18 protein-coding genes and 1 tRNA gene are annotated in these 23,015 nt (G+C 59.5%); 11 read left to right on the top strand and 8 right to left on the bottom strand.

Annotated features, from left to right (window positions below; genetic code table 11):
* The first annotated feature begins 13 nt into the window (after positions 1–13).
* Positions 14–1,213 carry an exonuclease SbcCD subunit D gene (locus tag IDL90_RS05240; protein ID WP_223175187.1) on the top strand — a complete coding sequence of 400 codons (1,200 nt, stop codon included), beginning with the start codon at positions 14–16 and terminating at the stop codon, positions 1,211–1,213.
* The gene (locus tag IDL90_RS05245; RefSeq protein WP_187994596.1) at positions 1,210–3,825 is read left to right on the top strand and encodes a hypothetical protein; all 2,616 of its coding nucleotides are present in this window, start codon (positions 1,210–1,212) and stop codon (positions 3,823–3,825) included. Before IDL90_RS05240 ends, IDL90_RS05245 begins: the two co-directional genes overlap by 4 nt.
* 679 nt (positions 3,826–4,504) lie before the next feature.
* On the opposite strand, the gene IDL90_RS05250 is transcribed toward IDL90_RS05245, so the two are convergent.
* Both IDL90_RS05250 and pgm read right to left on the bottom strand, forming a co-directional pair.
* On the bottom strand, positions 4,505–5,758 hold the full coding sequence (locus IDL90_RS05250; protein ID WP_187994597.1) for an MFS transporter: 1,254 nt from the start codon (positions 5,756–5,758) through the stop codon (positions 4,505–4,507).
* 76 nt (positions 5,759–5,834) lie between these two features.
* Complete coding sequence (pgm, locus tag IDL90_RS05255) at positions 5,835–7,505, bottom strand: phosphoglucomutase (alpha-D-glucose-1,6-bisphosphate-dependent) (RefSeq protein WP_187994598.1); 1,671 nt, start codon at positions 7,503–7,505, stop codon at positions 5,835–5,837.
* A 106-nt stretch (positions 7,506–7,611) separates the two neighbouring features.
* Between pgm and IDL90_RS05260 the strand changes: the two genes are divergently transcribed.
* Together IDL90_RS05260 and IDL90_RS05265 are read left to right on the top strand one after the other, a co-directional pair.
* A complete protein-coding gene (locus IDL90_RS05260) occupies positions 7,612–8,526 on the top strand; it encodes a DUF5926 family protein (protein ID WP_187994599.1) in 915 nt (304 codons plus the stop codon).
* A gap of 443 nt (positions 8,527–8,969) precedes the next feature.
* Positions 8,970–9,839, top strand: coding sequence for a glycosyltransferase (locus IDL90_RS05265; protein WP_223175188.1), 870 nt, complete (start codon positions 8,970–8,972; stop codon positions 9,837–9,839).
* 170 nt (positions 9,840–10,009) lie between these two features.
* Here IDL90_RS05265 and IDL90_RS05270 read toward each other — a convergent pair whose 3' ends face one another.
* Complete coding sequence (locus IDL90_RS05270; protein ID WP_187994601.1) at positions 10,010–12,466, bottom strand: HAD-IC family P-type ATPase; 2,457 nt, start codon at positions 12,464–12,466, stop codon at positions 10,010–10,012.
* A 1-nt stretch (position 12,467) separates the two neighbouring features.
* Positions 12,468–12,707 carry a heavy-metal-associated domain-containing protein gene (locus IDL90_RS05275; protein WP_316930287.1) on the bottom strand — a complete coding sequence of 80 codons (240 nt, stop codon included), beginning with the start codon at positions 12,705–12,707 and terminating at the stop codon, positions 12,468–12,470.
* A 128-nt stretch (positions 12,708–12,835) separates the two neighbouring features.
* Here IDL90_RS05275 and IDL90_RS05280 point away from each other — a divergent pair, with 128 nt between their 5' ends.
* Both IDL90_RS05280 and IDL90_RS05285 read left to right on the top strand, forming a co-directional pair.
* A complete protein-coding gene (locus tag IDL90_RS05280; protein WP_187994603.1) occupies positions 12,836–14,416 on the top strand; it encodes an alpha/beta hydrolase in 1,581 nt (526 codons plus the stop codon).
* Positions 14,397–14,990 carry a hypothetical protein gene (locus IDL90_RS05285; RefSeq protein WP_187994604.1) on the top strand — a complete coding sequence of 198 codons (594 nt, stop codon included), beginning with the start codon at positions 14,397–14,399 and terminating at the stop codon, positions 14,988–14,990. The genes IDL90_RS05280 and IDL90_RS05285 overlap by 20 nt, the downstream gene beginning before the upstream one ends.
* A 39-nt stretch (positions 14,991–15,029) precedes the next feature.
* Here the strand turns inward: IDL90_RS05285 and purB are convergent, their stop codons facing one another.
* Complete coding sequence (purB, locus tag IDL90_RS05290) at positions 15,030–16,514, bottom strand: adenylosuccinate lyase (RefSeq protein ID WP_187994696.1); 1,485 nt, start codon at positions 16,512–16,514, stop codon at positions 15,030–15,032.
* Positions 16,515–16,668: 154 nt separating this feature from the next.
* On the opposite strand from purB, the gene IDL90_RS05295 reads away from it, so the two are divergent.
* The 5 genes from IDL90_RS05295 to IDL90_RS05315 all read left to right on the top strand — a co-directional run bounded on the left by IDL90_RS05295 (position 16,669) and on the right by IDL90_RS05315 (position 20,880).
* On the top strand, positions 16,669–16,926 hold the full coding sequence (locus IDL90_RS05295; protein ID WP_187994605.1) for a hypothetical protein: 258 nt from the start codon (positions 16,669–16,671) through the stop codon (positions 16,924–16,926).
* Complete coding sequence (locus tag IDL90_RS05300; protein ID WP_187994606.1) at positions 16,926–18,584, top strand: hypothetical protein; 1,659 nt, start codon at positions 16,926–16,928, stop codon at positions 18,582–18,584. Before IDL90_RS05295 ends, IDL90_RS05300 begins: the two co-directional genes overlap by 1 nt.
* Positions 18,585–18,641: 57 nt before the next feature.
* Entirely contained in the window at positions 18,642–19,037 is a 396-nt protein-coding gene (locus IDL90_RS05305; protein ID WP_187994607.1) for a phage holin family protein, read from the top strand.
* A 52-nt stretch (positions 19,038–19,089) separates the two neighbouring features.
* Entirely contained in the window at positions 19,090–20,340 is a 1,251-nt protein-coding gene (gene rocD / locus IDL90_RS05310; RefSeq protein WP_187994608.1) for an ornithine--oxo-acid transaminase, read from the top strand.
* Positions 20,341–20,415: 75 nt separating this feature from the next.
* Entirely contained in the window at positions 20,416–20,880 is a 465-nt protein-coding gene (locus tag IDL90_RS05315; RefSeq protein ID WP_187994609.1) for a ribose-5-phosphate isomerase, read from the top strand.
* A 31-nt stretch (positions 20,881–20,911) separates the two neighbouring features.
* Here IDL90_RS05315 and IDL90_RS05320 read toward each other — a convergent pair whose 3' ends face one another.
* The 3 genes from IDL90_RS05320 to IDL90_RS05330 form a co-directional block, all read right to left on the bottom strand.
* Positions 20,912–21,796, bottom strand: a complete 885-nt coding sequence (locus IDL90_RS05320) for a YwiC-like family protein (RefSeq protein ID WP_187994610.1) — start codon at positions 21,794–21,796, stop codon at positions 20,912–20,914.
* Between the two features lie 112 nt (positions 21,797–21,908).
* Positions 21,909–21,982: transfer RNA gene (locus IDL90_RS05325), tRNA-Pro, on the bottom strand.
* Positions 21,983–22,005: 23 nt separating this feature from the next.
* Positions 22,006–23,013 carry a metallophosphoesterase gene (locus IDL90_RS05330; protein WP_262509035.1) on the bottom strand — a complete coding sequence of 336 codons (1,008 nt, stop codon included), beginning with the start codon at positions 23,011–23,013 and terminating at the stop codon, positions 22,006–22,008.
* Positions 23,014–23,015 lie beyond the last annotated feature (2 nt).

A 23,015-nucleotide genomic window follows, 5' to 3' on the forward strand; every position in this document is an offset into this window, starting at 1 on the left:
TTTCAGGGGAAGGGTGAGACAGGGGGAGACGGTGCGTTTCATTGCAACAGCCGACTGGCAACTGGGGAAACAGGCGGCATTCCTGCCGCCTGAGGCTCGCGCGCGCTACTCCCAGGCTCGCCTCGACGCGGTCGCGCGGGTGGGCCGGGTAGCGGAAGAAAAGAACGCGGACTTCGTTGTTGTGTGCGGGGACGTGTTTGAATCCAACCAGTTGGACAGACAGATTCTCAGCCGAACGTTTGAAGTCTTGCGGGGGTACACGGTTCCCGTCTACCTTCTACCGGGTAATCACGACCCGCTCGATGCTGCTTCAATCTACGACTCTCCAGAGTTCTTGCGGGGGTGCCCGCGCGGAGTGCAGGTCCTCAGGGAAAGCGGAGTGGCTGAAACAATCTCTTGCCGTGACGGCTCGACGGTTCAGCTCATTGCCGCGCCTTGGTTTAGCAAAACTCCCCGTACAGATCTGACCAGGGCAGCCGTTGAGCAGGTAGCGAGCTCGGATGATGGGGAAGAGGGTACGGCTCCCGATGGCGGTGGGCCGCTGCGCCTTGTGGTTGCTCACGGCGCGGTTCGCTCGCTGTCCGCGGCTCCCGACGCATTAGGACTGGTCGACGACGCGTTCCTAATGGCGCAGATCAGCAAGGGGGCAATTGACTTTGTGGTTCTGGGAGACAGACACGGGACGCTTGAGGTGGAGCCAAGCATCTGGTATCCCGGAACCCCTGAGGTCACTGCGGAACGCGAGATCAATCCGGGCAACGTCCTCGTCGTTGATATTGATGGAGAGTCGCGACGTGCAGAGGTAGCGGTGGAACACGTTGGCAGTTGGGAACTGCGTGCACTGGCCTTTGCTCTCAACAATGATGACGACGTGGCCCGCCTGTTGGCAGAGTTGGAACAGGTGACGAACAAAGAGAAGACGGGACTGAAGTTAGCGCTGACGGGCACGCTGTCCGTGCGGGAAAAGGCGCGACTTGATGACGTCCTCGACCGCATGGGTGACCTGTTCGCACGCCTCGATGTTTGGGAGAGCCACACTGACCTGGCGGTGCTGTCTGAAGACGATGACTTTTCTGGTCTGGGCCTGGGTGGGTTCACACTGGCGGCGGCGGGTGATCTCCAGGCGCAGGCACGCAACGAAGCCGGGACGGACGCAACGGTGGCAGCCGACTCGTTGGGGCTGCTCTATCGACTTGCCGGGGGGACGTCGTGAAGTACAACAGGGTGTTGCTGCGTAACTTCCGGGGCATTGACCACGCGGAGCTGGAGCTGGGTGGGGGTGTCAATGTTGTTTGGGGGCCCAATGAAGTTGGCAAGTCCTCAATCCGGGAGGCGATCGGCCTTCTGCGCAGATATAAGGACTCTTCCAAGGCAGCTGCAATCAAAGACGTTGCGCCAATTGGTCGCGATGGTGCTCCCTTTGTTGAACTGGACCTGGCTACGGGCCCGTACGCCGTGACCTATCGGAAGCAGTGGTTGCGACGTCCTCTCACGGAACTTGAAGTGACCGACGGAGCTGGACGGTTGCAGCACTTTACCGGTGATGAAGCGCACGAACGGTTTGAGCGATTGTTGGCAGAGACGGTCGACCTCAACCTTCTGGATCAGGTCGATGTGGCTCAGGGCGACTCTTTGCAACAGGCGAAGTTGGCGGATGTGACAGCACTACAGCAGGCTCTAGGAGAGATGCCTGAAGGGGACGGAGCTGATGTCCTCATGGAACGGGTAGAGAAGGAATATCGGGAGTACTTCACCGCGGGCGGCAAAGCCACCGGTACTTTGAGAAGCTCGCGTGAGGCAGTGGAGCAACTGGCTACCGATTTGGACGCCGCTAGTGAACGCTATCGGGCAGCGGAAGAATGGACTGCAGAATTCTCGGGCAATGAGCGTTTGATAGAGAAACTCACGAAGAAGCTGGAACTCGACAAGACAAACCTCACGGCGGCGCAGGAAGAGAATAGGGCACTGGAAGAGTTGCAAGGGCAACTGGAACGGGCGCGTGCAGACGCGGCTGAGGCGGAGCAGAGTATTGAGGCGCTGAAGGCTGAGCGTGCGCTACGCGTTGGCCTGGAAGAGCAGATTGCAAGTGCGGCGCAGGGCGTCAAAGAGTCGGGTATCAGGGCTGAGGAACTGACGGCGCGGCTAGCCGAAGAGGTTGCGGAGCGGGCGGAGAGGGAAGAGGAGGACTCTGCTGCAGAAAAGGCTCTTGAGGTTGCCCGGAAGAAGGTTCGGGTTGCGCAAGATCAGCTGTCCCTACGTCGCGATGTGGAAGATCTCAATGCGGCACGACGGTTGGTTGCTAGAGCTGAAGCGGCTGATAAACGCCTTCGTGCGGCCGTCAAGAAGCTTGCATCCCTCCCGGTCACTGGTGAGAAGTGGGGGAAGATCCTCGAATGCTCCAACCGGGCAGATGCCGCTGAGGGGGCGTGGAGGGCTGGCGCTCCCGTGGTCACCGTTCATCCACTCGGTGAACGGGATGTCTCAGTGTTAGGAGCCGGGGAAGACGACGTGACGGTTGTCCAAGACTCCTTCACCACAGAAGTCCTCGGAAGGTTGACGGTCGATGTTCCCGGAGTCGTGAAGATAGAAGTGGCAGCGGGCCGGTCGCCAGAGAAGCTTGAAGAGGGACTTAGGGGTGCTCGGCGGGAGTTGGCTCGTGCACTTGAAGAGGTGGGGGCTACCACGGTTGACCAGGCGCGGGAGGGCAGCGTGGAGCATGGCCTTGCTCAATCTGAAGTGCTACGGGCCACGGATGCACTGCAGGCCATTACCGAAGATTCCAGCCTCGATGACCTCCGCTCCGCGGTGGCCGTCCTCGAAGGAAAGCTCACCGGGCGCGACGTTGCCACGGTCGCAGATGGAGACGTTGCGGAACTGGCGGATGCCCAGGAGCAGCTTCATTCTGACGAAGACAGGGCACAGGAAGAGCACGCCGACGTCCGCACCATGCTGCAGGCAGCCCGCAAACAGGAGGATAGAACAAGGGAACGGCTTGCGGAGCAAAACCTTGCGGTGGCCAAGCTTGTAGCTGAGCTGGGGAACAAGCAGGCACGGCTCGCCGACTTGCGGAAACGAATGTCTGATGACGACGTCGCGGTGCAGCTCGAGGAACTTGGAGGAAAGAAAGCAGACTCTGACAAAGAGGCGTGGGCGCTTGCGGACAGGTTGGAAGAGGGTGGGGGTGAGGCAATAGCGCTCCGACTCCTCAACTTGCGCCAGGCAGTGCCAGCGAAGGCGGACCGCCTCAAGGCCCTCGAGGATAGGAATGTTGAGCTTTCTGCCCTTCTGAAAGATCGCGGCGACGAAGGGGTGTTTGACAGGGTGCAAACTCTGGAGGCAGATCTTCAGTCTGCAACCGTAGAGAATGAGCGTGTGGAGAGACGTGCGAGAGCCGTAGAACTGCTGCGGAACGTCCTGATCAAGCACAAGCAGCATGCGCAGGAACAGTATGTTCGACCGTTCGAACAGGGAATCGATAGGTGGGGGAGAACGCTGTTTGGCGCGGACTTTGCGGTCCAAGTGGATAGGGACTTGAGCATCGTTTCTCGGACGCTCAATGGGGTGGTCGTGCCTTTCGCTTCCCTGTCTGCGGGGGCCAAGGAACAGTTGGCGTTGCTGGGTCGTCTCGTGTGTGCAAGTTTGGTGGACTCCAGTTCGGGAGCTCCGGTTGTGCTTGATGACTCCTTGGGATTCGCAGACCCGGATCGACTTGCCGGGCTGAACCTGATTCTCAACAGTGTCGGCCAAGACTCTCAGGTCATTGTGTTGACATGCCAAAGAGATAGGTTTGAGGACGTGGGGAGCGCAAGCTTCATCGGGCTGTAGCGTCCGATCCGGCCTCGCCCCGCCGCACACACCCACGGCGCGCCCTTCCGCACACACCCAGCATGACACACACGGACACACCCACAGGTCTGCCCACTGGCAAGCCTCCGCTGCCCGCCCGCCCCCGTGCCGCTTGACAGGTCCCCGCGACCGCGACCGCGCCGCTCGACCCACTGCGCCTCGGTCCCCCCCCGTGTGTGCCCGGCAGCTCGGGGCACTCAAGCTTTACGGAGCGGGTTGCGCCTTACGGTGCGAGTTTGGCCGCATTTGCCCTCGAATGACACTGTTATGCAAACCAAACTCGCACCGTAAGGCACAACCCGCTCCCTTATGACACGGGGCAGCACCGGTACCAACGCCAACGCCAACGCCAAGCAGGCAACAACCCTCCGACTCCGCACAGTCTGGCAGCCCGCGCCTGCCGCCCGCCCTGAGATGTATACGTGGGCGTCAAATGTATGTCTGGGGTACATACCCCAAATGCACATTTCATCCCAACCTATACATTTCGCGCACCGGTGCCTGGACAGCTCACTGCGGTTCCTGGACGTGCCGGCCCGGTGCCTGGAATGCTGACCCCGCTGGGTGTGCCAGCACTACGGAGCCACTTGAGGCATGCGGAGTCGGCTAGGCCCGAGTTGGTCGAGAATCACACCGTTATGCAAGCCTACCTGGCTCGCTAATGCTGGGCTGTTTCGTGGGATGGTTGCACCGCTTCGAACTCGGGAAGTGGTACCGGCTTTTGCTGCAAGACGCGTCGCAGAGTCTTGATGCCCAGCAGCGCCGCAATGACCATGAGCCACGCAAAGATCAGCGTGAAGGCAAAGCCACCGCGGTGCCCAGCTAAGTCAATGGCAGGCCCAGCCAACGCTGAGCCAAGCGAGACCCCAAGCGTCATTGCCGTAGACATCCAAGTCAAACCTTCAGTCAGACGCTCAGGCGGACTGATTCTCTGCACCACCGTGTTGACGTTAGTCATTGTCGGTGCAATTGCCAGACCCGAGAAGAACATCAGGATGGCAAGCACCATCAGATTGGGGGCAAAGACAAACGTGCTGGCCCAGAAGGCAAGGATCACAACGCCGCCGATGAACAGCTTCCATAGAGGAGTGGACCATACGCGCGCCCCATAAACAACGGCAGCGATCAGTGAGCCCAGAGACATAGAAGCCAGGATGACCCCAGCCATGTAGGACATCTGCACTTCATCTGCGAAAGCGACTACCGAAAGGTCATTCGCACCGAAGAGAGCACCAGTGAAGACGTAGGTTCCGGCCAGGGCAAGCATAGTGCCACTGCGCATGACGGAGCGCTTCTTCTGTCCGGGTACGGGACGGTTGGTTGGTGGTTGGGTGGAACGCTGAAGAAGGAACAGTAGAGAGCCAACCACCATGAATGCCAGTGAAACCCAGAGTCCAGCAACAGGATGCACCGAGGCGGCAAGCAGTGTTGCAGCAACTGGGCCCAAGACAAACACCAGCTCATCGAAAGCGGCTTCCATAGCGTAGGCAACCTGAAGTTGAGCGGGGCTCTTGCAGACGTAGGCCCAACGGGCTCTGACTAGGGCACCCAGTGAACCCGAGGTCGCACCCATGACAACTGCCAGGATCGCCAAGATGGCTGGGGGTGCAAGGTTTAGAATCGCAAAAATCAACGCCACAACAGAAAGGGAAGAGACCATGACCGAAGGCAGCATGACTTGCATCTGCCCATAACGGTCAACCATCCGTGCCAACACCGGAGCACACACTGCGAAAGCAACAACCTGCATCGCGCTTATTAGTCCAGCCAGCGAGTAGCTGGAATACAGTGCGCGAATAGCCAGAATGATCGATATGCCGACCATCGACATGGGTGCGCGCGCCAAGAGGCCAGCCAGGGCAAACTGAAGGGCTCCAGGCAGGGAGAGGATTTCGCGGTAACGATTCAGCACCACAGCATTCTAGGGACCCTGCAACCCCTAGCAAGCACGCTGTTTGGGAACTCACAGGCAGCGCATCCTCACAGCCCTACTCGAGAGCTGCTGCAACCACCACTTTCGCTGCTTCCTGAACCTCCCGCAGGTGCTCGGGGCTCACAAACGATTCGGCATAAATCTTGTAGACGTCCTCGGTGCCGGAGGGGCGGGCAGCAAACCAACTGTTCTCCGTCGTCACCTTCAACCCACCGATGGGTTCGTTGTCTCCCGGTGCGCGGACAAGCTTTGCAGTAATGGATTCGCCAGCCAGGGTATCTGCTGTGACGTCCTCGGGGGACAACTGAGCAAGTTTCGCCTTCTCAGCCTTCGTTGCCACCTGGTCGATTCGGGCGTACCAGGACTCACCAAACTCAGCGGTCTGCTCCCTGTGGATTTGTGAGGGAGTCTTACCGGTTACAGCCATGATCTCAGCGGCCAAGAGGCACATGACGAGGCCGTCCTTATCCGTAGTCCACACCGTGCCGTCCTTGCGGAGGAAGGAGGCTCCTGCTGACTCCTCACCCCCAAATCCGAGGGAGGCATCCAAGAGACCGGTAACGAAGTACTTGAAACCAACCGGCACTTCCATGACGTCGCGAGAAATGGCCTTACCAACACGGTCGATCAGCGAAGACGAAACCAGGGTCTTCCCGATCCGTGCATTGGCAGGCCAGTTCTCACGGTGCGTGAACAGGTACTGGATGGCGACCGCTAGGAAGTGATTGGGGTTCATCAGCCCATCGGAAGTGACGATCCCGTGCCGATCGGAATCGGCATCGTTGCCGGTTGCGATGTCGTAGGGATACACACCGTCCTCGTCCGGAACCATCTTGGCAAGCAGTGATGCCATGGCGTTCGGCGAAGAACAGTCCATGCGGATTTTCCCGTCCCAGTCCAGCGTCATGAAGGACCAGCGTGGATCCACTGTTTCATTGACAACGGTGAGGTCGAGGCCGTAGCGTTCGCCGATTGCTCCCCAGTAGTCCACTGCAGCTCCGCCGAGGGGGTCCGCACCTATGCGAATCCCCGCTTCGCGGATCACCTCAAAATCAATGACGCTCTCGAGTGCGTCGACATACCGTCCTAGGAAGTCGTAGAACTCCACGTTCGCCATTGACGATGGTTCTTGTGAGAAGGTGCGGGGAACATCGCGCCACCCCCCGGAGAGCAGTTCGTTCGCGCGATCTGCAATCCACTTGGTTGCATCAGACTGTGCGGGGCCTCCGGTCGGTGGGTTGTACTTGAAACCACCGTCCGAGGGCGGGTTGTGTGAAGGGGTGATGACGATACCGTCTGCGAGGCCGGGGCCTTCTTGGCGCAGCGCATCGGGAGCGCCGTTCGCCTCAAGAATCGCCAGCGACACGGCAGGTGTTGGGGTCCATGAACGTCTTGCGTCGATGTAGGTGGTGATTCCCGCGGCTGAGAGGACCTCGAGGGCACTTCGCCATGCCGGCTCAGACAGGGCGTGTGGGTCAGCACCGACGAAAAGTGGTCCGTCTGTTCCCTGCGCGGCGCGATACTCCACGATAGCGGTCGTTATCGAAATGATGTGCGCCTCATTAAATGTTCCGTTCGAGGACGTACCACGGTGTCCCGAAGTGCCGAATGAAACCCTTTGGATTGGGTCGTTGTAGTCGGGGACAATGTCGTAGTAGGACGCCAAAAGGGCGTCGACATCAATCAGATCTTCGGGCCTTGCTACCGTTCCAGCGCGCTCATGCATGGATAACACTTCCTTATGTTATTGAACCGACTCCTAACCGGTGTCGGAGTGTTCGTCACCACCAATACTAGGCAGTTTCCACCCGTTTGCGGCTACTCTGTCTGCCATGGGAAAAGCTAGCCGACGCAAAAAGATTGATCCGTCAAAACGTGAGAAGTTCCGTCCTCTCATTCCATTTGTTGACCGTCCGTTTGAAGGGCTGACGATTGAGAGGGATCTGGTCGCCATGCGCGAACTGATTCCCTGTGCCGTCCTGCCCGCAAAGACCAACGCTGACAATGGTTCGTCTGAGTTTGATTTTGTGACACTCCTGCCTGATGGTGCACCCGCGATGGTGCGCGAGGACGGCCGTATTCTGGTGGGCCTGCAGACCCGCTTCAACTCTTCCGACCTCTCTCACGACCTGGCGGGCGCGCTGACAGCGGCGATTGCCATGGAGGATTCGGGTGAAACAGGTGTCGTCAAGTTTGACGTGCGTGATCCTGCTCCGCGACTCCAAGACGTCCTCAACCGCGCATTCATTGCTGACGACAAGAAGATGAAGAATGCGGCGCACCCAACGCAGGTGGAGATCCGCGAAGATTTCGAGTACTGGTTCAATCCGGAAGAAGATCTGGATGAGGACATGCTGGTCGCATTGCAGCAGAACCGTGACGATATGGTTCCAACCGCTGCCGTCGAGGGCGTGGATGGGATGTTCTGGTGCCAGATGAACAATAACTTCGTCCGCTACGTCACCGAGATTGAAGAGGACCCGCTGTTCACGGCTCTAGCGCGACTGCAAGCGAGTGGCACTGCAAAACTTGGGGAGAACTCGAAGTTTGTCGGCGCTTTCCGGGCGTGTGGTGTTGCAATCCCGGTGTTCCAGGTGGACCCCGAAGCGACCCCGGCAGACCTGGAAGCCCCGGCTCTTGCGCTCCGCGATCAGCTCGCGAAGGCGCTGACCAATGACACGCCACTGACTGATGATGAACGCCGCGCGCGGGCCGGGCTCATCTCCCGACAGGTGACAATTCGCTAGGTAGACGGTCAGCAGCTACTAACTGCACTGTTGTGGCGTGAAAACCGGTGAATTCGCGCTGGAAATCTGCCACAGCAGTGAAGTTAGTGGCGGTGTCCCGCGCGGCGACCGAAGAGCCTTCGATGAGGCGAACACATCGCAGCGTGAGCGCCGTGTCGTGAAATGTATACGTGGGGAACCGATGCGCTCGTAGGGTACGGACCCCAGGGTCACCATTGCTCCCGCCGTATACATTTCACGAATCCGCGGGGTTTGGGCTTGGTCTTGCGTAGGATTGCGCGGGCTTGCATTTTATAGGGCTTTGGCTGCCAAGCATCTCCATTTGGCGGGGGTGCTGCTTAGTCACTAAAACGCCCTCGGCAGCTCCTCAAAACACCTTCGGCAGCAAACCTTGCCGAGGGCGTTTGCGAGCAGCCGAGAAGTTATCCGCGGACACGACTAAGATGGTCGGCGTGAGTCATTCCACAGCGAGTTCCGGGCCCCAGAGGGTAGCTGTTGTTATCGCCGCGCGCGATGACAGGGAGACGATTCCTGCGACTGTGCGCGCCTGCTACGCGATCCCGGATGTGGATTTGATTGTGGTTGTGGATGACGGGTCTGATGACGATACAGCTCATGCAGCCAGGGGAGCTGGCGCTGTCGTGGTGCGTCACTCCGTGCCTCGGGGAAGGGCATCTGCACTGGAAACAGGCGTCAAGGTCGTGGCGATGCGTGATCGTGTCGACTGGCCTGCGCGTCACCTGCTTTTCCTGGATCCGAACCTTGGGGATAGTGCAGTTGAGGCAACGGCGCTGGTTGATGCGGTCAACAGCAAGCTCGCGGCCTGCGCGATCGGCGTTATTCCAGAGGAGACCAAGTCGGGGCGCCGTGGAGCCGCAGAGAAGGCGGCCTACAAGACGATTCGGGGAATTACCGGGTGGCTGACGTTCGACCCGCTGTCTTCGGATCGTTGCCTAACCCGTGAAGCGGTCAATGCCATAATGCCTTTTTCTACCGGGTTGGCAGTGGACGTCGCAATGACGGTCGACTTGATTTCGTTGGGCTTCACGGTTGTTGAAATTCCCTGCGCGTTTGAGTTCAGGGGTGAGGCAGGTCGGCGCGACAACTATGCTGTGCCCCGGCGCGGCGACATTTGGTGGACAGTGAGGGCGAAACGTCTTCGCTCCCGCAGGATCAAGCGCGCTGACCGCCTGGAGAAGCTCCGCCAGGGATTGGGTATCCCCTACGGAATGATCTCCGGACCTGCGCGCCCGCCCGGTGATACGGATGAGGCCGAGCCGCCGCACTCTTCTAAGGTTGCAGACCTCTCATAGGGTTGCAAGGGGCGTCACCCACTCTTCCAGCAAGCCTAAGGTTGCCGGTATCACGTAAGGTTGCCCCCGTTCGTGCGGCGGCAACCTTAGGGACAGGATTCCGACCGGTCATGGTCCACGCGGGGGTCTCTTGGGCCACGTGGGCTTGCTTGGACCCGGGTCGGGTTTCGCTAGCCCGCTGTGCGCAACCGCAGCGAGTTGGCAACCACGAACACCGAAGAGAACGCCATCGCAGCCGCCGCAATCATCGGATTCAGCAGTCCCAAGACAGCCAACGGCACGGCCAGCAGATTGTAGAAGAAAGCCCAGAACAGGTTCCCCTTGATGACGCGTAGTGTCTTGCGTGAGATGCGAATCGCGCGGGGCGCGGAGCGCAAATCCGAGTTCACCAAGGTTATGTCGGCAACAGCCATCGCCACATCCGTGCCGGATCCCATAGCCATCCCCAGGCCCCGTTTGGAAGCCTGAGCCATCGCAGCGGCATCATTGACGCCGTCTCCGATCATGACAACGGTTTTCCCCTCATTTTGCAGCCGCTCGACCTCGTCCCGCTTCTCCGATGGAAGTACCTCAGCCCGCACCTCAGTTATCCCCACCTGGGATGCGACGTGGCGGGCCGCCGCAGTGTTATCCCCGGAGAGCAGGACCGAGTCGATTCCAAGGCTGGACAGTTCCGCGATCGCTTCGGCCGAGTCAGGTTTGATGGTGTCACGCAACACGATCAAACCCAGAACTACCGCTCCCGTGATCTTCTCGGGAAGGACTCGCTCGCGTTGTGGGGGTGTGTCTGGCGCGCCGAGCGGGGCGCCCTCCAGGTTCTCGCGACGCTGAACGGTTCCGCCATAACCGGCTGCGGCCACAACGTCCTCAAGCTCCCTGTCGGAGTAGTCCTGATCCAGCGTGATCGTTGCTGTCTCTGTAGCCAGGTTGACCTGCGCAGATACGCCTGGGAGCTTCTTGAGTTTACGTTCCACCCGCCCCACGCACGACGCACAGGTCATCCCGGTGACACCCATGGTGACCTGCGCTAGGTGGCTTGCTTCCAGAGTCTGGTCAAGTAGACCTTCCAGGGAGTCTGTCGAGAGTTCCTCCCCGGATTGCAGATCACCGTTGGCCACAAAATTTGAGGCGGGTGCCGAGACAACAGCGACCACAGTCGCCCCCGAATCCTCAAACGAGGCCTGCTGGTCCGCCAGTCCAACCGGAAGCGCGATACCGTGCTTAGCCAACCATCTTGAACCACCGACGAGGACGACAGCGTCGTTCCCACTGCCCAGACCCGCTGAAACGCCCTTGCCTGCGTGGTTAGCGAATGCGCTGATACTTGGCATTTGCAAACCACGTTCTGCTGCCGTCCGGTAGATAGCCTTGGCGAGTGGATGCTCAGATCCTGCTTCCACAGCAGCCCCCAGAGCCAAAAGAGATTCTTCATCCTGATCAGGTGCTGCGGGCAGAACCTTGTCGATGGAAAGCACGCCACTGGTGACCGTGCCGGTTTTGTCGAGGACGGCGGTGGTGATCGTCCTGGTCTGTTCCAATACCTCTGCATTACGGATAAGGATTCCGAGTTGCGATGCGCGACCCGAGCCGACCAGCAGCGCGGTGGGTGTGGCAAGTCCGAGGGCGCATGGGCATGCGACTACCAACACGGAGACAGCAGCAGTGAACGCTGCCTGCAACGGGTTCCCAAGAGCGATCCAGACGATCAGTGTGAGGAGGGAAATCGCAATGATGATTGGGACGAAGACCGCGGAGACCCGGTCTGCGAGCCTCTGAACGGGGGCCTTGGTTGCCTGCGCGTCAGACACCATTCTTCCGATTTGAGCCAGCGTGGTTTCCTCACCAACGCGGGTCGCTTTGACAACGAGCGCACCCCACGTGTTGATTGTTCCACCGGTGACATCATCGTGAATGGCGACGTCTTGGGGTAGGGATTCCCCAGTGAGCAGGGAGGTATCGATAGCCGAGGCACCTTCTGTGACGATGCCGTCGGTCGCGACCTTCTCTCCCGGGCGGACCAGGAAGTAGTCATCGACTTTGAGGCTACGTGCCGGAACGGTTGTTTCTAAGCGTCGCCCCGCGGCAGTCCACGTGACCAAAGTTGCCTCTTTGGCACCCAGGTCCAAGAGATTTCTTAGGGCGTCCCCGGCTCGGTAGCGTGTTCGAGCTTCAGCCCAGCGCCCGGCCAGAAGGAAGACGACAATCATCGCGGCGGCCTCAAAGTAGAGTTCAGCGTGACCCGAATGGGCCGAGTGGTCCAGACGTGGAATGAGCGTCATGCTCATCTTCATGCCGATTTCGCCTGCTCCGCCGAAAAACAGTGCCCAGTAGCTCCATCCTGCCGAGGCGATAATGCCCAGGCTCACCAGGGTGTCCATGGTGGTTGAACCATGACGCAGAGCCATGAAGGCAGCCTTATGGAAAGGCCAAGCACACCAGGTCACGACAGGGAGGGTGAGGGCAGCAATCACCCATTGCCAACCAGGAAACTGCAGTGGTTGAACCATCGAAACCACCATGATGACGATTCCCAAGGGAAGCGCGACAAAGAAGCGGGTTCGTAATGCCTGCGCCCGAGCCGACGCGTCCTCACCAACTCGGGGAGTGGAATCGTAAAGAGTTTCCATGTTAGTCGCGCTTGATTTCCTTCAGCACGTAGCCGGCCTCGGAGACAGCATCGCGTAGGGCTTCATCATCAAGGAGCACATCCGAAACGACCGTGACTCTGGATGTTCCACCCGAATTGAGAATCACTTCGACGTTCTTTACGCCCGGCACCTCTGAGACCTCTTCCGTCACGCTTGCAACGCAGTGCCCGCAAGTCAGTCCATCCACATACAACTCTGTAGTGCGATCAATCTGTTCCACGGTGGGTCCTTTCGTCTGGAGCGGTGTTCGCTCACCCCCAACGATACCCACAGCCTCCGACATGCTCCAGAGCTCAATGCTCAAGGCGAACTGTTGCTTGGCGGGGTGAAGTCGGACCTACGGCTCCCATGGCCTATACGATTGGGGCAGCCGACGGAGAGGATGAAGTGGAACACTACTATCCCCTACGCCGTGTCCCGCAGGCAGTTTCCCAGAGGGTTCTGTGGGACCACTTGAACGTCTTGGTTCGGCCCCTTGCAAAGAGTGTTGCAGTATCCGCTGTTTCTTCACTCGTGTTCAGCAGGGACCCACTGGTGCGATCCACGTTGGAGGAGCGTGCACGCCAATCCGGTGACGCCGTGTTCTCTCAGGTGCAGCACATCTACTTTGACAACCCCGGCCTCGATACGGTTACGGTGCGTGCCCTTAGCAAACTTGGCAGAGAGATCGCCTATTTCGGAGCCCGCATTCTGCGGGTTCAAGTCGTGCTGGGTTTAGACCCAGAGGGGCGGGCCGCAAGAAATCTCAAAGCAATCCCCGCAACCGGCTACGACGCTTTGATGGTGACGGGACTGGCCGCAGGGAAAACCCTCGGCTACTTCAAGGGCGGCCGTGTCCTAACAAGGCTGTGGTGGGACAGCGCCAACCCTGACGCACCCCTGGACTTGGATCCAGGCCACCCGAAGCCGGGGGTGCGCCGCTACGGCGCCCCGACATCCCTGCGGGACATGGCGGCAGATATTGACGACCTCTATTGGGCCCGCGCCTACGGTCAGAGCATCAAGGTGACAAGGGTCGGTGAGGGCGCGACTCGGCGCTGGCTAGTCTCACTGCCAGGAACAGACCATGCGGAGTACGCGACCCAGCCCAACCCCGCCGATTTGGAAGCAAACCTGCGTGAAGAGTTGAACATGCCCAACGCGATGCGGCGGGGAACCATAGATGCCATCCGCACAGCAATGTATCGGGACGGTATCGCGCCTGAGGCGATGGCTGAAGAGAAGGTCTTCATCTGCGGCCACTCTCAAGGCGGCATGATTGCTGCGGCGCTAGCGGCCACGCCTGTCGATGAAGTTGGAGTAAAGGTCGACCGCATCCTCACACTGGGTTCACCAACACGACGCTTGAGACTGCGCGACGATGTGGTAGCGGTTGCGGTCGAACACGACCAGGATATTGTCCCCTCGCTTGACGGCACGCCGCGACGCAACCTTGATCAACGCGTGACGGTTCAGCGCAAATTGCATGCACCTCGCATGAACCCACTCTTCTACGCGCATTCGTCCTCGACCTACACGGAAACCGTGCGAAGGATGGAACGCCAGAGGATAGTCGCGCCATTTGGACGAACTGGCAAGGCGGTGGGCGCTCTCCAGGACTACCTCCCCAAGGACGGTGAACCCACCCGGGTTTTCCATCTCTATGTGTGGCAGGAGTTGCGTAGTGAGGTCGACCGCTTCCCTTGGACCAATATGTTTGACGTGGCTGCTCCGACCGGATGGCAACCCGTGCGATATGACAGCGAGGTGCTGATCGACGAAGAGGTTGCTAGGCCAGCTGTGGAACGCATTGGGGAACTTGCCGGTCACGTGACAAGCGTGGTCGCAAGTTCTGATCTGGTGACTGCAGCAACAAAATTGATTGAGGGAGCCGGGGACGAAACAAGCCAAGACAACGGGGAGGAAGAGAATGCCTCGACGATTGGGTGAATGGGTCCTTGACCTGAAACTGGTGCGTCCTCTGCGGGACCTGAGCAAATATGCGCCGCGTGCGGGCCTAGCCGTGGTGGCGGGAACCGTTAAGAACCTGTTGGGCAACGTCAAGCCGACCCCGGTTCCGGGCCGGACTGAACGCATCCGTTTGGTTGTCAGAGAGAAACTCAGGCTGAGCCCCCTCCTCAAAATGCTGCCCGAGGGCGCGAGGGTCGTGGTCAAGGTTGATTTGGACGAGAGCTTCGGTAAGCCGCTTCTCCTCACTCTTGACGTGGTCATGATGGCGACAATCGAGGAGCTTAGGGCCTACTCTGAAGCGGAACAGAAGACCTTATCGGGTCTGCTTTCGGACCTTCTGGATCGTGCCGTACTGGTGGCGTGGGACAACCCGGAGATAGCCCCGGTGGCGGTGCGCGGACGGATCATTTTTGAAAATACGGGGGACGAGGGCGCCAAGGCAATCACTGTCGCCGACATGACCACCTTGGGGTTCGAGGACGAAATTGCGCGGGTGGAGGACCTCTATCAGCGTTTTGGTGCTCCTCTAGCTGACCCCGATTGGCACCCGTAAGAGGACTGCCTGCCGGGAAGCTGTGCCAGACGGAGCCGACTAGAGAAGGTCGACCAGACGGGCAGCCAAGCCCGTGTAGGTCGCCGGTGTGAGGTTGCGGAGGCGCTCCGCTAGATCGTCTGGCAAATCGGCGTGATTGATGACCTCAAGCATGTCGTCTCGGGAGACAGTGCGCCCCCGCGTTGCGGCCTTGAGGAGTTCATAGGGTCCAAGTGTGGATTCCCTGTCCTCCGCGCCACCCGCGCTGTTCTGGGCGTCCTGGAGTTCCGCGATCCGCAGTCCCTGTTGAATCGCTTCAGAGACCACCTCCCAGTGGGCATCCAGCTCTTCGGCAAGTAGGGACACGTTGGCTGTGAGCCCCGCCAACCCCCGAACCAGATTATCAATCGCAACCAGCGAGTATCCAAGTCCAACCCCGATGTTCCTCTGGGTGGAAGAGTCTGAAAGGTCGCGCTGCATACGCGATGTAGACAGGGCTTGGACGAGGACGTCGAGGACGCCATTTGAGAGCTCCAGGTTCGATTCGGCGTTCTCGAAGCGGATCGGGTTCACTTTGTGGGGCATGGTTGATGAACCAGTGGACCCCTGGGCGGCGAGCTCCTGCTTGAAGTATCCCAACGAAATGTATGTCCACATGTCTGTCGCAAGGTTGTGGGCGATGCGGTTGAAACGCGTGATGTCAGAATAGAGTTCGGACTGCCAGTCGTGGGATTCAATCTGGGTTGTAAGAGGGTTCCACGTCAAACCTAAGCCGTGCACGAAGTTGCGACTGGTAGTGAGCCAGTCGACGTTTGGAAGCGCCACAACGTGCGCCGAATAAGTTCCTGTCGCCCCGTTGAACTTCCCCAGGTACTCGGCTTTTTCGATGCGTTTGAGGGCGCGCTGCAGTCTCCAGGCGAAAACACCAAGTTCTTTGCCCACAGTGGTGGGGGTGGCGCTCTGTCCGTGCGTCCTCGCCAGCATTGGAGTATCGCCAAGGTGGTGCGCCATCTTGGAAAGCCCGCTCACCAGGCCCCGTGCGGCAGGCAGCCAGACGTCCTCGACGGCACCGCACACCCCCAGGGCCACTGAGAGGTTGTTGATGTCCTCAGATGTGCACAGCAGGTGGACGGCCTCGGCGTAGCGGTCGAGGGCGGAAGGGACACCGCCAGTATCTTCGCTGACGGTGTGGGCAAGAATGTGTTCGCGAACCAGGTACTCAACGGCCTTGACGTCGTGGCGTGTCTGCGCCTCAAGGGCCGCAAGGCGTGCGCGACGGTCATCCGTGAAATCCGCGGGCAGGCTTCGCAGGTAGGCGATGTCTTCAGCGGAAAGTGGAGGCAGACCGTCGACAAGGTCGTTGGTCGAGATAAAGACCAGCCATTCAACTTCAATGTAGATACGCAGTCGGTTGATTGCGTCCTCGGACAGGTAGTTGGTCAAACGGTGGGTCTGTGCGCGGTAGCGTCCATCAAGGGGGGACAGTGCCCATCCGCGGTCTGCATCTGGGTCAGCACTGAAGGGAGGGAGTCCCTGGGTTGGCATGGTGGTCACGGTGTCTCCAAAGGCTTGGGCGGCGCGTACGTCTTCCCTAAGGATAGACATCAACGGATTCTTCCCAGAACGCCGAAGGCGGTGTTTTCCACAGAAGTGGGTTTATGCGGATGCCGTGAACCCGGGGGCCGTCTACCTTCGAGGGATGTTTAGAGAAACTCATGGAGAATCCGTAGCGGCGGCGCAAAGGTCAGTTGACTATGCCCTTGCTGCGTTGAGTCACACGTACTGTCCGACGTGGAAGGGCAGTGCCTCTATTGCTTGCGCTGACAATCTCACGCAGATTGTCGGCCTTGGTTCAGAGGTCTACAGGCAGTTGCATGTCCTCCGCGTCAGGTTGGAAATGATTGAGCAACTGCGGGCTGAGGTGCTGGCCGCTGCCGCCTTACAGGGGGTGGGGTGATGGAGCAGTGGATGTGGGTCAGCGACGGACAGACGCAGGTGGACACTTCGGAACTGGTTTCTGCAGTGGTGCAGATGTCCGATGCGCTTGCGGCGGCTCGTCGCGCGGCCATGGTGCTGTGGGAGGTTGGGCACCAAGTTGGGTTTGGCGGGGCGTGGCCTGCTGGTTCCATGGGGGCGGTGACAACGCCGCTCGGCGTAGAACTGGAGGAGCAGGTTGCAGTTGCCCAAGTCCAGCTGGTGCAGGTGCGGCAGGACCTGCAACAGTTCACTATTCTCAGCGATCGTCACGCCGAGTGGTTGAGCCAAGCAGCCTTGATCTATGCCGGTGCTGAGGCGGGCGTTGAAGGTTACGCTGCAGCTTGTGCCTCTCTGACTTCTTTAGGGTGTGACTTTCCGGCTGGTCAGGGGTTGGGGGCGCGATTCGGCGCCGGAATGGCACTGTTGGGCGCCCTACCCGCCATGGTGGGACAGTTCCAGTCAAATGGGGGACCGGTAAACGGGACGGTTCCCTCCGGTGGTGTTGAGGCGCAAGCTCACCTTCTTTCAGTCACGGGCACTACGACTGGCTTTCACTCAAGCGTGGTCACGATCGCCCGCTGGTGGAAGTCTTTGGGAGACTTCTTTTCCGGGCGGGGCGGTGGGGTTGTCGTCGCTGACCAGGCAGGCAATGCCGTCTGGGGTTCTCCCGCAACCCTGGCGGTAGGGGCTCCGGTAGCCATTCCGTCTCACCCCGCGGGCAACAACGAGGACGCCGTGGTGCGAGCACGGTCACGGTTGGACTCCGCGGTCTTGAAGCGGGGATCCGAGGAGGACGTGTTGGCAGCGGCTCTGGGTGGTGGCGGCCAGGTATCACCGATGATGCCGTACGTGCCGGACACAAAGGTTGCGACCCCCTTCACTGCCTCCGCCCTACTGGCTCGGATTGCCATCTCTGGGTCTTCGCCCTCGGTCGGAGAAGTGCAGATACTCCGTCATCGGATTGTGGCTCCGCCCTCGGCCGCGGTGAAAGGACGCGGGGGAGGATCGCGTCAAAGCGGCCCGCCGCGCTATTCGTGGTCCGTGGTGGTGCGCGGAACGCAAGAGTGGCTACCGGGAAGCAACAACCCTCAAGATATGCAGTCCAACCTTGAGGTTGTCGCAGGGAGAAACTCTGACCAGACCGCTGCCGTTCAGTTAGCGATGCACCTCGCAGACATAGGACCGGGTGAACCCGTCGAGTTTGTGGGCCATTCTCAGGGAGGTGCGATAGCGCTTGACCTGGCGGGGAACAAACAGGTCAAAGAGAAGTACAACGTCGTCTCCGTGTTGACGGCTGGTGCGCCAACAGCCGGCGTTGGGGCGGACGTTGATGTTCCGGTGCTGAACCTGGAAAACCTCAGCGACATTGTTCCTTCGCTTGACGGGGCTCCCGCGGATGCTGGCAAAGAGAGGGTGACGGTACTTTTTGATCCACGGGCCCTCCCAGGTTCTTCACAGGGCAATGCACATTCGCTGCGAACCTATGCAGCGGCGGCGACACAGATCGACAGTGAGGCGGCTACGAACCCAATGGCAAGCGAAGTTGCTAAGTGGTCGCAGTCGCGGGTGACCTCACTGGATCTCAGCAATGTTGAGAGTTCTGAGGCCTTGTATTTCCGCACCTCAAGAGCGCGATGACGGCGGGGTGGGAATCGCGTTACCGCGCTGGTCGTGGGAGAATCCACTATGCGCTTCTTGACTACAACACTCGGTAACATGGCGGGCATCTGGGTTGCTGCATGGCTCCTCCCGACCGTAGATTTTCGCCAGGGTGAGGCATGGCAGTCGACCCTCTTCTACCTCTTCGTGATCGCAACTGTTCTGACGGGCGTGAACTGGTTGATTCGCCCGGTAATCCGCGTTCTGGCATTCCCCCTTTACATCCTCACGCTAGGTCTCTTCGCGCTGGTGACGAATGGCCTGGTCTTCTTCATCGTGGGTTGGGGGTCATCGATTGTCCGAGTTCCGCTCGTAGTTGACGGGTGGGGCGGGGCAATTTGGGGCGGAACCATCACCGCAATCGTGGCCGCCATTGTGGGGGGACTCCTCAGCGCGATCCTCCCCTCGAAACCAGCACAGAATATGGTCTGAGGCAGCCCCCTTTGCGGTACGTTGCTATGAAGAGAACTTGGGAGGATATCCAATGACGGAAAATTCGCAGCAGACCACCCTCGGTCCACTGACCGCCCTGGCGATCGAGGCCGAACGACACACGGTTACCACCAACTACCACCCACTTCCTGTTGTCCTTGCCGAAGGTGATGGAGCCTGGGTCACCGACGTGGACGGCGTGAGGTACTTGGACGCTCTGTCAGGGTATTCTGCAGTGAACTTTGGACATTCGAATCCGCGGATCGTCGCCGCGGCGCAAGAGCAGATCGCCAAGCTCGGCCTCATCGCCAGGGCCTTTCACAGTGCGAACTTGGGGGCCTTCTGCAACGCCCTCGCGGATCTCACGGGGATGGACATGGTCCTCCCGGCAAACAGTGGCGCAGAGGCTGTGGAGACCGCGATCAAAGCAGCTAGGAAATGGGGCTACACCGTGAAGGGTGTTGGCGACGACCAAGCCGAAATCATCGTCATGGACGACAACTTCCACGGACGCACATCCACCATCGTCTCCTTCTCAACGGACGAGGACGCCAAGGAAGGATATGGCCCCTACACACCGGGGTTCATCTCCGTTCCATTTGGAGATGCTCAGGCAGTCCGGGAAGCGATCACACCGAACACAGTCGCTGTCCTCACCGAACCAATTCAAGGCGAAGCAGGCGTCGTGATCCCACCCGAAAGCTTCCTACCCGACATCCGGAAGATCTGCGACGACAACAACGTTCTCATGATCGTTGATGAGATCCAGTCGGGTTTCGGGCGAACGGGAGCGACTTTCGCCTGTGAACTCCTCGGTGTTCAACCTGATCTTTATACACTTGGCAAAGCCCTCGGTGGGGGTGTCTACCCGGTGTCAGCAGTTGTGGGTCGGCGTGGCGTCCTCGAAGTCTTCACCCCGGGTACCCACGGGTCCACATTTGGTGGAAACCCGATAGCGGCTGCGATCGGCCTCGAGGTCATCGAAATCACCAAGACGGGGGAGTTCCAGCAAAACGCCCTCGACCGCGGTGTTCAACTACGTCACAGGCTTGAAGGGATGATGGTTGAGCACGCGGGTCTGATTGATGGGTTCCGCCAGATTGGACTGTGGGTGGGAATCGACTTCAACCCAGACGTGGTGACTGGAAGGGAAGTCTGTGAGCTTATGATGGCACATAGGGTACTGATGAAGGATGCTCACGGTTCTGTTGTGCGAATCAGTCCGCCCCTGTGTGCAACTGAGGCGGACATAGACTTCCTGTGTGATGCGCTAGAAGCAACATTGGGACAAGTGGCTTCCTGAAGTTTGTCGGAACTGCAAGGATGAACCAGGGCGGACGTGCTTGACCACGTCGACACTGATGGAGAGGGAAATGCGATGAAGACTGTACATATTGCCGCTGATCACGCTGCTTTTGAGCTGCGGGAGGCTCTTGTGGAACACCTCAAGGACAGTGGATACGAGGTCGTGGACCATGGTGCATACGTCTACGATGCGCTCGACGCCTACCCGCCCATGTGTATCGCCTGTGGTGAAGCGGTGGTTCAAGATGGTGAGAATGCGCTCGGCATCGTCCTCGGCGGATCGGGCAACGGCGAACAGATGGCTGCGAATCTGGTTGATGGTGTTCGGGCCGCTCTGGTGTGGAATGAATCCACGGCAAGACTCTCCCGCGAGCACAACAAAGCCAACGTTATTTCCATTGGTGCCCGTCAACACACCATTGACGAGGCGACCCGATTGGTGGACATTTTCCTAGAGACGCCGTTCTCAGACGATGAACGGCACATCGAGCGCATAGACATGATGGCTGAATATGAGGCGACTCGCTGCGACGGATAGCGCGTGCGAACGGGCCAGCGTACCGGGCGCCCTAAGACAGGGTAGCAGGAAGGACGAGGACGAGGACGACCGCTGTGGAAACAGCGAACTCCGTGAAGCCGACAATCGCGGGACGCAAGGGTTTGCCCAGTTTGTTCGACCATGCGGGGAACGCCACGGACCTCACCAGTAGAAGAACCCACAGGGCAACAATCCACCAGGACAACATCCCCAAACTTGCGATGACGAGCGCAACGGTCAGCACGACGCCATGGTATGCGATGGAACCGCGTATCCACGCCCTGCTACCCCTCTCCCGAATCAACGTCTTCACGTAGGGGATTGTTCCAACGAAATAGAGCGTGAGAACCGCCGTCGCAAGCCACATGCGAGCCCAGTCCTGCGGGTTGGAACCCAGGGAGAATGCAATAGGAGTGAGAAGCTGGGAGGCCATGACAGCAGATGCGCGCGCAAGGAAACTACGGTCTGCATCCCTCCACATTTCCCATACGGCAACGCCAAAGCACACTGCAAGGGCCGGCGCCCAGACCACCAGGTCCGGCTTGATCAACACCAGCCCCAATGCACCCACAGCGGCCAATGAAGCATAGGTGATGAGCGCACTACGATAGCGAGCCTGTCGACGGGCAACGGCGGCTTTACGCTTCGGGTCCAGGGGTTTGCCACCGGCTCTCTTCCGGGCGCTCGCACCCACCTTGATCCACAATCCAAGGGCGTTGAAGAAGAAGAAAGCAGCCAGCCAGGCGAAGGTTAGGAGCGCTTGCGGCCATGTGAAGCCACCCAGGATACTGCCCACCAGTATGGGGACCAGCATCATGGCCCAAGCCCCGTGCTGGTTTGTGAGCCATCCTTTACGAACCAGTGCGTGAACCCGCGCGCCGTGCGGAGCCGAGGTCGTTGTCTCTGTACTGTTCATGTTCACCTACTGCCGAGATCCTGCTCTACCCGGCCTCGAAATCCCCCGCGGATCGGAGGACGTGGTGACAAAAATGTCGGGACACCAGTGCTGGTGTCCCGACACATCACGGTCGGGGTGGCGGGAATTGAACCCACGACCTCTTCGTCCCGAACGAAGCGCGCTACCAAGCTGCGCCACACCCCGTGACTGCACAAGTATATGGCTCTCTAGACCGTGGGACAAACCCGCAGAAGTGAAACCTCCGGGCGGCAGAAGAGGCGGACGGGAGCGTATCGGGAAGTCCCCAAACCCGCGGAGACGTGCAAAGACGAGGATGCAGGCGGTGTCGATGTAGACCAGTGGGTGAGTCCGCGACTGTGACGTCGTGGAATATCGGTATTGGTCACAATCGCTCCGTAAACGGGAAGGCGTATCTGACCACCGTGGGTGTGCCCCGCCAGGATTAGATCGGAATCAAGGCCTGTGAAGTTGTCGAGGACGCGGCGGTATGGGGCGTGCGTAACGCCGATCCTCAGCGACGAAGGTTCCCACCAATCCGCGTTGGGAGCAGTTGGCCGGTCACGCTTGATGTGAGGGTCATCGACTCCGACCAACGCAACTGTCTGGTGTGAGTCTTCGATTGGAACATGCAGGGAGCCAGCTTGATTGGTGAGGTCGATCCAGCCCGCCCCGGTCATGGCATTGACTGTTTCTAACCAGGGAAGGTCGGGTTGGAGCGCCGCCCTGTTCGCTGCGTTGGTCGCCGAATGGCCCGGCATCAAGTAGGAGGTCCAGAGTTTCGCCTGGGGTAGGTAGTAGTCATTGGAGCCGAGGACGAATGCACCCGGCTTGTCCAGCAGGGGTTCCAAGGCTTCCAAAAGGAGGGGAACACCGTCTGCTGAGCCGAGGTTGTCGCCCGTCGAGATCACCATGTCGAATTTCTCAGTGCGTGCAGCCCGTGCAAGAAAATCGACTATGAAACCCTGGCGCTCAAACATGTGCAAATCAGAGATATGCAGAATGGTTGTTTCGCGCAACCCGGGACGGGCTGGCACTGAAACGTTGAAGTGCCGCACAATTGGGAAACGCGCCTCGAGGGCTGCAAGACCCACCCCTGCTCCAGCGGCTGCTGTTAGTCCGGCCAGCGCTCCACTGGACCAGCGCATGAAGCCGACAAACCGCGATCCCATTAGGGACTGTCGACTACCAATTTCCTCAAGAGAGGGTCGAGGCATGG

Source organism: Schaalia sp. JY-X159 (genome assembly GCF_014525425.1).
Classification (GTDB): Bacteria; Actinomycetota; Actinomycetes; order Actinomycetales; family Actinomycetaceae; genus Scrofimicrobium.

Coding starts and splice junctions, on each gene's coding strand:
- IDL90_RS05295 (WP_187994605.1), top strand. CDS start 16,669: ATGTTTAGAGAAACTCATGGAGAATCCGTAGCGGCGGCGCAAAGGTCA.
- IDL90_RS05300 (WP_187994606.1), top strand. CDS start 16,926: ATGGAGCAGTGGATGTGGGTCAGCGACGGACAGACGCAGGTGGACACT.
- IDL90_RS05280 (WP_187994603.1), top strand. CDS start 12,836: ATGGCCTATACGATTGGGGCAGCCGACGGAGAGGATGAAGTGGAACAC.
- purB (WP_187994696.1), bottom strand. CDS start 16,514: ATGCCAACCCAGGGACTCCCTCCCTTCAGTGCTGACCCAGATGCAGAC.
- IDL90_RS05320 (WP_187994610.1), bottom strand. CDS start 21,796: ATGAACAGTACAGAGACAACGACCTCGGCTCCGCACGGCGCGCGGGTT.
- IDL90_RS05270 (WP_187994601.1), bottom strand. CDS start 12,466: ATGGAAACTCTTTACGATTCCACTCCCCGAGTTGGTGAGGACGCGTCG.
- IDL90_RS05330 (WP_262509035.1), bottom strand. CDS start 23,013: ATGCCTCGACCCTCTCTTGAGGAAATTGGTAGTCGACAGTCCCTAATG.
- pgm (WP_187994598.1), bottom strand. CDS start 7,505: ATGCATGAGCGCGCTGGAACGGTAGCAAGGCCCGAAGATCTGATTGAT.
- IDL90_RS05265 (WP_223175188.1), top strand. CDS start 8,970: ATGGTCGGCGTGAGTCATTCCACAGCGAGTTCCGGGCCCCAGAGGGTA.
- rocD (WP_187994608.1), top strand. CDS start 19,090: ATGACGGAAAATTCGCAGCAGACCACCCTCGGTCCACTGACCGCCCTG.
- IDL90_RS05315 (WP_187994609.1), top strand. CDS start 20,416: ATGAAGACTGTACATATTGCCGCTGATCACGCTGCTTTTGAGCTGCGG.
- IDL90_RS05285 (WP_187994604.1), top strand. CDS start 14,397: ATGCCTCGACGATTGGGTGAATGGGTCCTTGACCTGAAACTGGTGCGT.
- IDL90_RS05260 (WP_187994599.1), top strand. CDS start 7,612: ATGGGAAAAGCTAGCCGACGCAAAAAGATTGATCCGTCAAAACGTGAG.